Annotated in this window: 10 protein-coding genes; all 10 read left to right on the top strand. The window is 42.0% G+C overall.

Annotated features, from left to right (window positions below):
• The first annotated feature begins 112 nt into the window (after positions 1 to 112).
• On the top strand, positions 113 to 1,375 hold the full coding sequence (gene murA, locus VER_RS00290; RefSeq protein WP_162098899.1) for a UDP-N-acetylglucosamine 1-carboxyvinyltransferase: 1,263 nt from the start codon (positions 113 to 115) through the stop codon (positions 1,373 to 1,375).
• Positions 1,347 to 2,525: a rod shape-determining protein gene (locus VER_RS00295; protein ID WP_304941388.1), complete on the top strand. Its 1,179-nt coding sequence runs from the start codon at positions 1,347 to 1,349 to the stop codon at positions 2,523 to 2,525. The genes murA and VER_RS00295 overlap by 29 nt, the downstream gene beginning before the upstream one ends.
• A gap of 159 nt (positions 2,526 to 2,684) precedes the next feature.
• Entirely contained in the window at positions 2,685 to 4,079 is a 1,395-nt protein-coding gene (locus VER_RS00300; RefSeq protein WP_162098900.1) for a phosphodiester glycosidase family protein, read from the top strand.
• A gap of 57 nt (positions 4,080 to 4,136) precedes the next feature.
• Entirely contained in the window at positions 4,137 to 4,439 is a 303-nt protein-coding gene (locus tag VER_RS00305; RefSeq protein ID WP_162098901.1) for a biotin-requiring enzyme, read from the top strand.
• Positions 4,440 to 4,457: 18 nt separating this feature from the next.
• A complete protein-coding gene (locus VER_RS00310) occupies positions 4,458 to 6,572 on the top strand; it encodes a SpoIVB peptidase S55 domain-containing protein (protein ID WP_162098902.1) in 2,115 nt (704 codons plus the stop codon).
• 327 nt (positions 6,573 to 6,899) lie between these two features.
• Positions 6,900 to 7,661, top strand: coding sequence for an ABC transporter permease (locus tag VER_RS00315; protein ID WP_162098903.1), 762 nt, complete (start codon positions 6,900 to 6,902; stop codon positions 7,659 to 7,661).
• Between the two features lie 87 nt (positions 7,662 to 7,748).
• Positions 7,749 to 8,504: an ABC transporter ATP-binding protein gene (locus VER_RS00320; RefSeq protein ID WP_162098904.1), complete on the top strand. Its 756-nt coding sequence runs from the start codon at positions 7,749 to 7,751 to the stop codon at positions 8,502 to 8,504.
• Positions 8,505 to 9,809, top strand: a complete 1,305-nt coding sequence (locus VER_RS00325; protein ID WP_162098905.1) for an MlaD family protein — start codon at positions 8,505 to 8,507, stop codon at positions 9,807 to 9,809.
• A gap of 18 nt (positions 9,810 to 9,827) precedes the next feature.
• Positions 9,828 to 11,294, top strand: a complete 1,467-nt coding sequence (locus VER_RS00330; RefSeq protein WP_162098906.1) for a TolC family protein — start codon at positions 9,828 to 9,830, stop codon at positions 11,292 to 11,294.
• Positions 11,295 to 11,427: 133 nt separating this feature from the next.
• Positions 11,428 to 15,738 carry a translocation/assembly module TamB domain-containing protein gene (locus tag VER_RS00335; RefSeq protein ID WP_162098907.1) on the top strand — a complete coding sequence of 1,437 codons (4,311 nt, stop codon included), beginning with the start codon at positions 11,428 to 11,430 and terminating at the stop codon, positions 15,736 to 15,738.
• Positions 15,739 to 15,749 lie beyond the last annotated feature (11 nt).

Below are 15,749 nucleotides of genomic sequence, written 5' to 3' on the forward strand. Positions count from 1 at the left end.
TCTATAGGGTACTTGCTGAACAGGCTGTTTTAAAGTATACTATAAGGTAGAATTTATGGATAAAACTATCTTGACTATAGATGAATAGATTGCATTATGGGAGGAAGTATTGTTGGAAAAGCTCATCATTAACGGTGGTAAACCGTTGAATGGTCGCGTACGTGTAAGTAGCGCTAAAAATGCGGTGTTGCCGATTATTGCGGCCACCATGTTAGCATCGACACCAAGTCGATTAGTAGAAGTTCCTCATTTAGAGGATGTACATACAATTTGCGAGGTAATTGCCTCTTTAGGAGTTAAAGTTACCAGAGATGAAGCTAAGGAAGAAATTATTTTTGATGCCGCTAACATTACGGCTACAGAAGCTCCCTATGAATTAGTACGCCGTATGCGGGCGTCCTTTTTAGTGATGGGGCCTTTATTGGCACGCCGTGGGGAAGCACGTATTTCCTTACCAGGAGGATGTGCGATTGGCAGTCGTCCTATCGATTTGCATTTAAAAGCTTTTGAAGCTTTAGGGGCCACCATTGAAATGGGTGATGGTTATGTATTAGCTACGGCACCTGAAGGGCTAAAAGGCAATCAGATTTATTTAGACTTCCCAAGCGTAGGGGCTACTGAAAATGTCATTATGGCAGCGTCTATGGCAGAGGGGAAAACCATTATTGAAAATGCCGCAGAAGAGCCTGAAATTGTTGATTTAGTAACATACTTAAATAGTATGGGTGCTGATATTCGTGGGGCCGGTACGAATGTGATTCGTATTCAAGGTGTAAAAGAATTAAAAGGAGCTACTCATACAGTAATTCCTGATCGCATTGAAGCAGGTACCTATTTAATTGCAGCGGCTATGGCTGGTGGCGATGTATATGTAGAAAATGCTTTGTCGGAGCATTTAAAACCAGTAGTGGCAAAGCTTAAAGAAGCAGGCGTACGGGTAGAAGAAGATGTGGATGGCATTCGCGTAGTGTCTGATGGCCATGTGAAAGCCGTAGATATTAAAACCTTACCATATCCAGGCTTCCCAACGGATATGCAAGCTCAATTTATGGCCTTTACGACTATTGCTGAAGGGACGAGTACTGTTATGGAAACGGTGTTTGAAAATCGTTTCATGCATGTGGATGAATTGAAAAAAATGGGCGCTCAAATCCGCATTGAAGAACGACGCGCTATTGTAGATGGTGTACCTAAATTAAAGGGCACTGAAGTGCGTGCTACGGATTTGCGTGCTGGAGCAGCTTTAGTGTGTGCTGGTTTAGCAGCTGAAGGGGTTACCAAAGTAACACAATTATCTCATATTGACCGTGGCTATGATAACTTAGTAGGCAAATTAAAAGGGCTAGGTGCTGACATTGTTCGGGTGGACGAGTAAGAAAAAAGTAAGTCGTGCCGATGTCTTGCAGAAACGGGAGGAACGACGTAAGCGAAGCACGCAACCTATTGCCACAACGACACCTAAGAATCAAAGCCGTAAAGAGCGCACCACTGTGTCACCATTTGAACGGTTAGCCTTGTGGTGGGCCTATGACATTGGCATTGATTTGGGCACTACGAATGTATTAATTTACATCAAGGGCAAAGGGGTAGTTCTTGACGAGCCCGCTTATGTGGCCTGGAATATTCATACCCATGAGGTGGTAGCCGTAGGCGAAGATGCGCGCATTATGTTAGGGCGTACACCGGCCGATATTGAAGTGATTCGACCGCTTCAAGATGGGGTTATTAATAATTATGATATGACGGAATTTATGCTTCGTTATTATATTAAGAGTGTATTGCCAGCGTCTTCATTTTTTAAGCCACGTATTGTTATTTGTGTGCCTTCTGGCATTACGCCCGTAGAAAAGAGGGCCGTTATTGAAGCGGTCTTACAAACAGGGGCTCGTAAAACAGTATTGATTGAAGAACCATTGGCGGCTGCTTTAGGGACGGGCCTAGATAAAGCGTCTTCAGCTGGTGCTATTGTGGTGGATGTAGGTGGCGGTACTACGGATGTAGCTGTGCTTTGTACGACTGGCGTAGTGGTTAGTAAATCACTTCGTATGGGTGGCGATAAGTTTGATGAGGCTATTATTGATTATATCAAGCGACGCCGTAAACTATTGATTGGTCGTCGTACTGCAGAAGAAGTAAAAATCGCTATTGGTACGGTCGATCGGAAAGCGCCTATTGAGGAAATTACCGTTCGAGGCCGTGACATAGTTAGTGGTTTACCGCAGGCTATTACGGTTACCTCTAAGGAAGTGCAAAAAGCGTTAGAGCGCCCAGTCAATACAATATTAGAAGGGATTAAGGACATTTTAGAAAAAACGCCTCCTGAATTAGTAGCTGAGATTTGTGATCACGGCATTATTTTAACGGGTGGCGGAGCTCTTATTAGTGGCTTTGATCGCCTCATTACCCGTGCTATTGGTGTGGCGGCCTACTTAGTAGACAATCCACGCTACTCGGTAATTGTAGGTACTGGGAGAGCGTTACGAGAGATGGACCGTTTTCAAGATAGTTTAGAAGAATTACAGTAAGCATTATTATAATTAAGCATCGTTATAACTAAGCAATTGTGAGCTCCTTAGGGGCTCACTTTTTTGTGGCCGTTCATCTTTTCAACGGGGATATATGATATAATAAATAAAACAAGCTAATCATAAACGTAGTATAAGTACATTGATTTAGGAGGGACTATGAACGCATATAAACAGACGTTTACCTTGGCTCTATTGGCCAGTATACTGGGTGCTAGTGTTGCATCACCTAGTATGGCCGCTGACTTGACCGCTGTGCGCGCGACCAATGAAATGGGTCATACTCGCGTAGTATTAGATATGCAAGGTCTTCCTGATGGATGGAGTTCTATTTATAATGAAAAGGCCCAACAGTTAAAAGTACATTTGCCAGCTACGACCAATAAAACGACGGGGCCTGTGCAATATAATAATCGCACTAGTGGTGTCCTCAAAGGGGTTGGCTTAGTGGCGACTGATGAAGGCTTAGATATGAGCTTAGCGGTAAATCAAGATGTGCGCTATCATATATTTACCTTAGCGCAGCCAGATCGAGTGGTCCTTGATTTATTTAATAATTATGAACAACGGACAACTAAGTTGTTAAAACCAGGGGTAACCCATACGCAGTGGGATACAAGTACCGATACAGGGCGCGTGAAAGTAGATGTACTGGAAATTGCCCCTACGGAGTCAGTGAACTTAGTAGCTAATTTGCCAGAAGCTAATACGTTGCAAAATATGGGACCTACAGGTAGTATAGTAGTCGGTCTTTTACCAGCTGGTGAAAACATGGGCACTGACCTTAGTAAGATGACTAAAGGGACGGTTAAAACAAGTAGTGGCAAGGAAATTCCTATAGTGACAGAGGCTGGGATTGCTCCAGAGGCAACCATACGTTATATACCTAATCAAGGGTATACGTTTAGTTTACAAGCTAAACAATTACAACTTACAGAAGGGGCCAGTACATATACTATTTCCGGTGTAAATCGACCTCGTGGTGCTAATGAACTGATTGCCTATACCAATCGGTATGGTACGGCTACGGGGACGAATGTATATGGGCAAGAAGTAACGATTCGTGATAATGTAGTAGTTGCTAAAAATCAGGCCAATTCAGAGATACCCGTAGGGGATATTGTATTATCCGCCCATGGAACCATGATTCCAGTGTTACAAAATCTAGCGGTAGGTGATACGGTGGATTTAGAAATTGTGCAGCCCGTGGCGACTATTAGTAAAGCAGGGACGTCTTTATATGAAACGAATCAAATTGTATTGCGTGATTCCGTAGTCACTCGTTTTGAAGAGGGCCGTTATCGAGGCCGTACCTTATTAGGGGTAAAAGCTGATGGTACCTTGGTGGTGCTTATGGCTACAGGGAATTATCGTGCATATACGGGCATAACCGGGGCGCAAGGCGGTGCTATGTTAAAACAATTTGGTGCCATTAACGGTATTGATGTAGGGCTTAATCGGGATAATGATATATTTGCTAATGACAGTTATTTACACCGTGATATGACTTCTAGTGGTCCTGCTTATTATGAACGGGCTATAATCTTTCCCTAATTAATTTGCTATTTCGTGTTATAATATATATAGACGTTAGTCAAAGGAGGAAATCGTATGAAAAAATATATGAAATTTTTTGTAATGGCTGCTATTGGTTTAAGCGTAGCAACCGGCTTTGTATTCAATGCCTCCGCAGCCAATGTCAACCAAGAGTCCGTGTTAACAGGACAAGTAGTGTCGGTAGTGCCAGTAGGTACTACGGTTAAAGAAGGGGACGTCCTCGTTACCGTTCAATCTTTAACAGGGCCTATGCCAGCTGCTCGTTCTACCGTTAACGGGGTAGTTACCAATGTATCTGTGAAGAATGGCGATCAAGTAACACGTGCTCAGGTTGTAGCCGTGGTTGATGGTAAATAGTATAGAGAGGAGATATGAATGAAGTTAATTCGTTCATCACGCCGGTATATGAAAGGTGTACTGGCGCTTTTCTTTTATTGTACAGTAGCGTCTTCAGCGCAGGCTGTTGACTTCTTGCCTGTGTCAGACGTGCGTACGGGAATGGAAGGGCATGTTGATACCGTTGTAACTGGTGACGATATATCCAGTTTTAATTTAAAAGTATTAGGGGTCATGAAAGACCGCGGTCCTTCAGGGGATTTAATCTTAGCTAAATTTTCAGGACCTATTATGGATCAAACGGGTGGTATCGTTCATGGTATGAGTGGTAGTCCTGCTTATATTAATGGCAAGCTCGTGGGGGCGGTAGCCTATGGTTGGGGCTTTGCTGACGGTACCATTGGCATGATTACGCCTATAGAAGATATGGTTAAGTTATGGAATATTCCCTATGAGAAGAACTTGGCGAATCCTTGGCGCGATAGCCAGTTGATTCCGTTAGGTACACCACTTATGGCCTATGGGTTTGACCCTGATGCGCTAGACTATATGAAAGGTAAATTGCCATCGTATCAATATAGTACTTACGATACGGCGGCCGCTGATGGCGATGATGTGCCTAAACCATTGAAAGCTGGTGGTTCGGTGGCAGCCCTATTGGTTGATGGCGATTTGAAATTGGGTGCCATCGGTACTGTTACCTATGTAGATCAAGATAAGGTTGTTGCTTTTGGACATCCCTTTTTGAAACGCGGTTCAGTCGGTTACTTTATGCATAATGCCTCCATTTTTACGGTAGTAAAAAGTGTGGAGTCTGGTTTTAAATTAGGTTCTATGGGGGCCGAAGTAGGGGCTGTTACGGAAGACCGTGGGGCTGGCATTGCGGGAACATCTGGTCATATTATTAGTGGTATTCCTATGGCGATTACCATTCGCGATTTGGACATGAATCGAACTCGTGAAGCTGGTGTTAAAGTGGTAGAAGCGGATGAATTGACACCTACTTTAGGTGCGACGGCGGTATATAGTTTCTTAAGTAAAACACTGGATCGCAGTGGCGAAGGGACGTCTACCCTGTCTGTGAAGATTCAACCACGGGACAGTAAAATTCCAACTTTAGAGCGGACGAATATGTTCTATTCCTCTGAATCCATTGGCGTAAAGAGTGTAGATGAATTTTATAATATTTTAGATGCACTTATGAATAACCGCTTTATTAATTATGAAATTGCAGGTATTCAAGTAGATGCGGCAGTTACTAAAGATACTAAGACGGCGATGGTTGCGGATGCCACCTTGTCGCCTGCCGTAGCTTCACCAGGGGATACTATTGTGATTAATGTTAAATTACAACCATTCCGCGGAGAACCGGTGACAAAAGAAATCTTTTTCACCGTGCCTAACGATCAACCTTTAGGCGAAGTAACACTAGAAGTACGAGGCGGTGGCGTTATACCATTGCCATACTTATTGGAAAAGCAGAAGTATAATTTAACAGATGAAATTATTCGTCGGTTGAAGACCTATAAGGATTTCGATGAATTTTACAAAGAGCTTCGTAATACAGATACAAATAATCAGATTGTTGTTGAAATCTTGGAAGATGGCGTGAGCATGGTAGAAGATAGTGATAGTTCTTCCACTAAGAGCGCTAAAATCGATGGCGTAGAAGATACGCAGATTCCTGGCGCAGTGCCAAAGGCAAAGGGCAAGGAATCGATTCCAGGTATTGACGATAAAAATGATAAAGAACCATATAAAGCAAAGATTGACACAGAATATGTCATTCGTGGTGATGGTCAATTTGTATTAAATATTATGTCCCCAGCGGATCGTGATAAAGCGAAAGCAAAATTGGCGAAAGAACATGCCAAGAAATTGAAAGAGGAAGCTAAGCAAGAAGCGGCTAAAAAAGATGATGCTAAGCAGACGTCGACCAAGCAAGGCGACGTGAAAGCTTCTGACTCTAACAAGGATGAAGTGAAACCGACGGATTCTAACAAAGAGGCAGTGAAACCGACTGATTCTAACAAAGAGACAGTGAAACCAGCTGATGCTAGTAAGGATGAACAAAAGCCGAGTGACACTCATAAAGGAGAGTCAAAACCGTCTGATTCAAACGGTGATACTAGTGAGACTTCTAACTTAGAATAAACTTTGAATAGAAGCTGTATGACTAATTGCACATAATTAGTTGTACAGCTTTTTGCGTATTTTTCTAGGGGGAGTGCGTATTTCCTAAAGGTTTTGCATCATTGTGAAGGGCGTATGAAATAATTATGAAGAGTATGTGACTTAAATTGTAAAGAGAAGGAAAATTTTTTCAAAATAATCGAAAAAATGGGCAGAAACCTTGCTGGTACTGATGACAATAGCTTTGGTTTTGTGCTAAAATGAGGGGTAGTAATCATGTTCAGTAATTTTATTGCTAACATGTAAATTAGAAGCTGAATAGGCTTGGTTGTAAGAGGAGGAATATCCTTGCAGTGGATAGAGGCGATTGGCCGTGAAGTGCTACTTTGGCTAGCCCGTTGTGGTGAAGCGGTCATTTTAATTGGACAAACAATTAAACAATTGGGACAGGCTAATTGGCGGCATGTAATATTTCAGATGGCTCATTTGGGGGTTGATTCACTACCCATTATTAGCTTAACGTTGTTATTTGCAGGGGCCGTAATGACTTTGCAAATTACGGATATTTTGGTGCGTTATGGCGCGCAAGGCACGGTTGGTGGCATTATGGCGATTGCTATGGGCCGTGAATTGGGGCCCGTGCTAGTAGGTGTAGTCCTTGCTGGTCGAGTGGGGGCTGCTATTACAGCGGAACTAGGGACGATGAAAGTAACAGAACAAATTGATGCCCTTAAAGTGATGGCCGTCAATCCTATTGGTTATTTAGTGGTGCCAAGAGTGATTGCCTGTATGATTATGGTGCCAATTTTAGCTTTTTATGGCGTGCTTATTGGTATTGGTGGCGGTTATGTAGTGGCTACGGCTTTTAAAGGCTTAGCGGGTATGACCTATACTGATTCCATTCAGCTTTTTGCAGTGACCAGTGATTTGACTTATGGTTTGATTAAAGCTAGTGTTTTTGGTGCTGTTATCGCTTTGGTAGGTTCTTATAAGGGCATGTACACTAAAATGGGCGCTGCTGCCGTAGGGAATGCAACGACTAGCTCGGTAGTTACTAGCATTATTTTAGTCTTTGTGTTGAATTACTTTTTATCGTTATTATTATATTAAGTAATAATTTTTTGCATTAAATGATATGTATTGTATTAAAAGATAATTCGTAGTATTTTGAATTAAGAAGAGTTTGAGGATAGTTTCATGATTGAACTGCAAGATGTAGTGGTGGCTTACGATGATCGAGTCATTCTAGATCATGTAAATTTGAAAATAGAAGATGGCGAGACCTTGGTGGTACTTGGTGGTAGTGGTGCTGGTAAAAGTACTATTTTGCGACTCGTTATTGGACTACAACGTCCTAATAGTGGCCGAATTTTAGTTGATGGTGTTGATGTGGTAGGCCTAGCCGAGGATGAGTTTAACCGGGTACGTGAAAAGATGGGTATGGTTTTTCAGTACTCTGCCTTGTTTGACTCTATGACGGTAGCGGAAAATGTAGCATTTGGTTTACGGCAACACACAGAGCTAAAAAATTCCCATATTAAAGAGATTGTACAAGAAAAATTAGACTTAGTAGGTCTACCTGATACGGCTGATTATATGCCCAATGAACTATCAGGGGGGATGAAAAAGCGAATTAGCCTGGCTAGAGCCATTGCGCTCAATCCGAGCATAATTTTATATGATGAACCGACGTCTGGCTTAGATCCGATTACATCGGGTACTATTAGTAAGTTAATTCGAGGTATGCAACAGCATTTTCATTGCACCTCGATTGTAGTTACTCATGACATGCAGTCCGCTTTTTATGTGGCTGACCGTATTGCCTTGTTAGATGAAGGCAAGTTTATTGAAGTTTCGAGTCCAGCGGTATTTAGACAGTCGAAGAATCCGTTGGTACAGCAATTTATACATGGCGGTGATATGCTTGAAACCGCAGATAGGGGGACGAAATAAATGAAGTGGAGTACAGAGGCTAAGGTAGGCTTGTTTACCATAATTGGCCTTTGCTTATTTGCGGCATGCGTTATCTTTTTAGGTCGTTTGGAGTTATTCCAACCACCGCAAATGCATATTACAGGGGAGTTTCAGTCAGTAACAGGGCTTAAGACAGGCAATCAGATTAAATATTCGGGGGTTGCTGTAGGTCGGGTTACGGATATGGAAGTAACCTCAAAAGGCGTTGTGTTGACTATGGAAATTAAAGAAGACACTGAAATTCCTATTGATTCAGAATTTATTTTAGCAAATGATGGGATTTTAGGGGATAAATTCATCCAAATCACACCTGGACATTCTAAAACATTCTTAAGGGATGGTGATACGGTACAGGGGGATGGGCAAAGTGACATTGATAAAACGATGCGTCAAGCTACGGTATTAATGGAAGAGGCCAATAAAACCTTAGGCTCCATTAATAATATTATTGGTGATGCGCAGACTCAGGCATCCTTACGCAATGCGTTGCGTTCGACCGAATCCATTGCTAATAATACGGCTGAGCTTACGGCCCGTATGAATCAGATGGTAGCTGCCAATGAAGGTAATTTGAATGAAATTACCTCTAATATGGCGAACATCACTCGGAATATGACTGATATTACCAGTCAATTAGATACGTCGTTAAATGAACTAAATGGCGATGGTCAAGCGGCCAGCGATATGCGTGCTATTTTAAGTAATTTGAAAACGACAACAGATAGTATCAATAATATGGCTACATCTATGGAGGGGGTCGTTACTGATCCGCAAAGTAGTAAGGATATTAAAGAAACGCTGCATAATACAGCTCAATTAACTACAAAGTTAAATCGTCTCACTGGGGGAGATGTAGATAGCAGTGATTCCGGAAAAAAGTACCCTTTTAAGGCAAGCGCCAATATGGAGCTGTTGTATAATACAACGCGTAATAAATACAATCCTAATGCAGATTTCCGTTTGCAGTTTGGCAAGAGTATGTTCACGTTAGGAGCTACTAATATTGGTGATGATAGTCGTTTAGAGCTTACTTATGGTAAGTATGTAGCGGATGATTTTTTGTTCCGTGGTGGTTTGTTTGATGGTGACGTAGGCGTAGGCATTGATTATGGTCTAAATGGTCCGTTTTCTATTTCAGCAGCCGTTATGGATTTAAACGATACACGCTATCGTATTCGCAGTGAAGTTCGTTTATTTGAAGACACTTATGCAGTGGCTCAGTTTATTCGACCGTTTAGTGCTGAAAATGGTGGCAATTTCTATGGTATTCGACATGTCTTTTAATACTTGGAGGTAATAAGCATGGTAAATAAAAAAGCACTTTCTTTGGCCGTTGTAGTAGCTTTATCAGCTACTAGCGTATGGGCCGCTGACACAACAACTGATAGTAAACTTACAAAATATCAACAAGCCGCGTTAGTTACAACACAGCAAACGGTAGCCAACAAAATTGCCACGGATGAAGTAATTGGTGATAAAGTATCCTTAACATTACCACATACGGTGGAATTAGCTTTGAATAATAATCGTGATGTACGTCAAGCTGGTTGGGCTTATGAAGCAGCTAAAGCACAGGTTAGTGTGGCCGCAGCGGCTAAAAACCCAACAATAAGTTATGGTTATAGCGGTGGCCGCGGTAGTTCACAAACTCAAACGGGCGGCACAGTAATTGGTGACTCAGCTAGCAATACCTTTACCTTAGCAGTACCAATTTATACAGGTGGTAAAGCGGAAGCAGCTATTGATGCAGCTCGTTATTCCCGAGAAGGTTATAGTGCTGCGTTAGAAGCTGAGCGTCAAACTGCAAAATTAACAGCGGCTACGAATTACTTCACGCTCATTCAGGCTCGTAATAAAGTGGATATTGCTGAACAATCCGTTAAAGATTATGATGGTCATTTAACGAATGTAAATCAACAATACAATGTAGGGATTGTAGCTAAGTCGGATGTATTAGCATCGCAGACTTCGTTAGCGAATGCCCAAACTTCTTTAGTAGAAGCTAAAAATGCAGCTGATTTAGCAGAAGCAACTTTAAATAACTCCATTGGTTTACCTGTTAATACTAGTGTAGAAACGGCTGATAGTAGCCTTGGCTATACCCCTTATAATGTAAGCCTACAGGAAGCACAGGCTTATGCAATGCTTCATCGTGCTGAATTAGTACAGAATACTATGGCTGTAAAATCGTATGAGGAACAAATTAAATCTGCTAAAGCTGGTTATTTACCAACCTTAAGCGCTACGGCAAAGCAAGCTTGGTCTGGCAGTGACTGGGGCGGTACTGATAATGATAACTGGACAATTAGGGCGTCTGTATCCTGGAGTTTATGGGATGGTGGCGCTACTAGTGAAGGAATTAAAGTAGCTGAAGCTAATTTAGAAAAAGCTAAAGAAGCAAACTACCAGGCTATGGACAGCATTAATTTAGCAGTTCGCAAAGCGTATTTAAATATGAAATCTGCTGAACAAACGATTCAAAGTACTAAAGTGGCGGTAGAACAAGGTCAAGAAAACTTCCGTATTGCTTCCTTACGCTATCGTGCTGGTGTAGGCACTAACCTTGATGTACTCGATGCTGAAACTGAATTAGAAACAGCTCGTAATAATTATGTAGATGCTTTATTTAATTACAATATTGCCGTTGCTTCCTTAGAAACGGCTATGGGGGTACCTTTGGAAACCCCAGTAGGTGGTGCGGAAGCGTTAGTTAATGAGGCTAAGGCAAGTCAAACATTGTCAACGTTAGTAGCTGGGGCTAGTAAATAAAGATAGGTTTCAAGTGACAATTGCTGTATAATAATATTGAAAAATCAGGATTTATAAAGTGTCAAGAGCCGGAGGCGAGGCTTTTGATGTAGACTATATTTACTTTGAGTGGACTATGTGCGAGGAGTTGTAAATGAAAAAGGGACAGCGTAAGTGGCTGGCTGCAGCAGTAGCGTTAGCTGTAGCCTTTGGCGGCGCCCAACTATTGCGACCTGTAGGGGAACAAATAGTAGGACCTATCGTACAAGAACAATTAAATACAGCAATTAATGGTACGGCTTCCTATAAGAGTTTCAAAATAGGTTGGGATGGCACCGTTCATATTGACGATTTGCAGATTAAGGATCAGCATGGTGCGTTAGTTGCCGATGTGCCTAATACAGAAGTGTCATTAGACATATTAGAAGCAGCTAAATTACCATTTACAGAATCGTCAGCGTTGCGTTTGATTCATTCGGTGACATTAACGGACCCTACGGTGTATGCCGTAGAAACCTCTGAGAATACATGGAATGTAACTTCCTTAGTCAAGAAGAGTGATAGCGATAAGCCTATGGAGTTTCGTGGCAATATTATTTTGAATAATGGGATTGCTAAATTAGCGTGGCTCAATGGGCGTAAAACTTCAGTTGATGCGATTAATGGGGCTGTTAAACTAGGAGAGTATCCTGTTATTGATGGGGCTTTATCGGCTAATGTGGATGCCCAGCCAATTACAGTTAAAGGTTCGTATACTAATGATGAGTCAGCTGACTTTTCCTTATTTATAAAATCGCCATCCCTTACGTTGAATTATATTAATGACTTAATTCCTAAGGACGTAAGTGCACAGATTTTAGGGGGCACGGTTGAAAATGTGGCGTTAACCATTAATCGTAAAGAAGGTGCTATGACCTATGAAGGCGGTCTTGATCTTAAGAATATGGCCGTAGATTATAGTAATTCCGATATAGGGACTACGCCGTATGAACTTCGACAAGGAGCCGGTCATGTTAACTTTGATGGCACTACGATTACTGTTACGGATGGCCGTGTAGCTATTAATGGGCAGCAATTTTTTGCTCATGGTAATGTAGATGTGGCGGACTTAGATGCGCCAGCACTTAATTTAACCTTGCGTGGTCAAGCCGTTCAAATCGAAGCCTTGCTAGATAAAGGCGTTACAGGCTCTGTTGATGCGGTGGCCCATGTGTATGGCACGTTTACAGACCCTATTGTGAACGCTACGGTGGAAGCTAATAATGTCAATTATGAAGGTTATGTACTACAAAAAGGGATTGCCACGCTGGCGTATAGCAAGGATGTGCTAGACATATCTGATGTAGAGTTGGCTCTAAATGGTGGCGAAGCGAATGGTCGTGGCCAATTCAATTTGAAATCGCAAGACTATGAATTATCGCTGGAAGGCAGTCATATTCCATTGGGCATTATAGGACAAGCCATCGGTGAACCCCTTCATGGTACTGTCCGCGGTAAAGCCTATGTAAAAGGCAATGTAGTATCGTCGGCACCTACGGTATCTGCTACCTTTGAAGGACAAGGGATTGGCTATGAATCCATTGCTACCGATACTTTATCAGGCCAGATTGATGGCGCTGATGGTCAATATCGTATTAACTATTTAAATGGCACTATAGGTGAGGGGTCCTTTACAGCCTACGGCACAGCGACGACTGATAGTTTAGACTTACAATTTAATGCTAAGGACGTGCCGCTAGCTATGTTTAGTGAGTATGTCAACCAACCTATGGAGGGGACAGGCACTATTACGGGGACTGTTGAAGGCAGTTTCAATAATCCGACAGTAGCGGCTAAAATTGCTTCTGACGGCGGTCGTATAGCAGGTGTTCGCTTTGACAATGCGTATGCGGATATTGCGATGAATAATAAATTGGTAACTATTACCAATGGATTTGTGCAAGATGGTCATGGTTACTACAATGTGGCTGGTACGGCTGATTTAGGGGCTTCGCAAGCCTTAGATTTACAAGCTAGTGCTTATACAGTCCGTATTGAAAATGTAGCACAAAGTTTTGTGCCTGATTTGCCAATCACTGGTTGGCTTAATTTGCGAACTGAGATTAAAGGTACTTTGGCAAATCCGCAGGTTCGTGGTTTTGTTCACGCTTGGGATGGCTCTGTGAAGGGGAAACTTTTCAGTGATGTGCGCTTTGCCTTCCGCTATGGGGATAATGCTTTTGGAATACGCGATTTAGTGGCCCAAGCTTATGGAGCGACCTTCCATGGTCATGGTATATATAAAGATGGGAATCTTAATTTTAGTTTCTTAGGCGATACTATTTATCTTCGCCCTTGGCTCAAAGAGTATGCGGAAGTCGATGGTTACATGACGATTGAAGGAACGCTTACAGGTACGTTGGATAAGCCGGTGGTACAGGGCACCTTAGGGTCTAGTGAAATTGGCATTAATGGAATGACCTTGCGTAATGTATCCGGTGGTATTTATGCGGACCCAACGGTCGTTCATTTGGATAAGGTATCCTTTGAAGAAGGGGAACAAGGTAAATTCCTCATTGATGGTGGTATGTCCTTAGATGGAAGCCAACGATTATTTGGCTATGCTACTATGGAAAATGGCGAATTGTCCAATTTCTTACGACTAGCTAATATTGATGTACCTAATACCAGTGGTTTCATTAACGGCCGTCTTGATTTAGGCGGCAATCTTAAAAACCCTGACATGACTTTGACCGGTACTATTGATGATATCGTTGTAGGTGGTAATCCTTGGGGCACGGCTAATTTAGAAGTAACCTTACAAGATAAAAAAGTGACCATAAAAAAAGGTGAACTACCTATTGGTTCTGGCATGCTAGCGGCGGTAGGTACGGCTGACTTAAATGGAGATAGTGATATTCAGATTGCAGCTAATAATGTAGCTATTGAATCACTATTACCTTTGATGAAACAGCCTGTTGCCGCTTCTGGGAATATCCATTTTATAGCGAATGTAACGGGTAAAACCTTAAATCCTCATGTAGAATTATCGGCTGAGTTGGCCGGTGCTAGCTATAATGGGGTTGGCCTTGACCGTGTATACGCCATGGCGACTATGGAAGATAAGGTCATCCATTTGCAACAATTAGTGGGGCAACGGGGTGAATATAAGGCAAAACTCCGTGGTACAGTGCCATTAGCGGCCTTCTATACATCAGGTTATTTACCACCAGGTGATACATCAGCTATGGATTTAACCCTTGATGTGAATGAGGCTGATTTGGCTGTATTACCGCTCATGTTCCCAGCTATTACTGAAGGGGTGGGCCCATTAAAAGGGGTACTCCATATTACTGGGAATTATGATCAACCTTTAGTAAATGGCACGATTAGTGTAGATAATGGTTTGATTCATTTTGATGGTGTAAAAAAAGATTTAACTGATGTGTCGGCACAATTAATTTTCAAAAATCAGAAAGCTGAATTAATTGGTGGCGCTACTATGGGTAAGGGCAATGCTGGTTTATCTGGCGAATTGAGCTGGCAAGGTACTAGCTTGACGAATTATGCAGGTGTTATTCAATTAAATAATTTAGAAGTAGAACACGAATACTTTACAGGGCCATTAAATGGTGAAGTTGGTATTATGTTGAAAGAGGGATTACCTACGGTAGTAGGACACCTAGATTTAGAAAAAGATACCTTGATGATTCCATTATCCTTTGCTACGACTGAGGGGGGCGACCCTATTGGTTTGGACTTTACCGTTAATGTAGGTAAAAAAGTTCGCTTATATAGTGGTGGTTTATATGACTTCACTCTTGGTGGTGGCGCTCATATTGGTGGTACTACGGCGTTCCCTCATGTGGAAGGGGAATTCCATGTTGAGGAAGGTACTTTAAAATACTTGAATAATAGCTTTAAGATTACTGAAGGTAAAGCGGATTTCATGCAAGGCTCGTTCTTACCATTATTGCATGTAAAAGCTGAGTCGCGTGTTCGTTCCTATCGTGTTTATATGGAAGTAGAGGGTTCGGTTGAACAAATGGATTTACGATTGACCTCTGATCCGCATTTAGAGGAACGTCAAATCGTGTCCTTACTTACCTTCGGCTATAGTTCCGGCAATGACAGCAGTGTATCTTCAGATGATGCTAATGCTTTGTTAGCGGCTGGGGTACGTTCCGCATTGATGGGCTATATTGAAGGGCCGTTAAAAGACACCTTTGGGCTTGATTTAATCAATATAACAACTGGTTCTATTGACCCTAATGAACCTATCAATAGTGAAACGAACAGTTATTATAATATTGAAATTGGCAAGTATTTATTGCCAAACTTAATGGTAACTTATAGCCAAGGGCTTAATAATGATTTACAGTCCTATGGTATTTTGTATGATATTAATAATAATTTTAGTATCAATGGTTGGATGAATAGTAATGACCATTCGTACATTGGTGGTCAGTGGACCTACGAATTTTAAATGAGGAAGGA

It is taken from the genome of Veillonella sp. R32, from assembly GCF_010093125.1.
Lineage (GTDB): Bacteria > Bacillota > Negativicutes > Veillonellales > Veillonellaceae > Veillonella_A.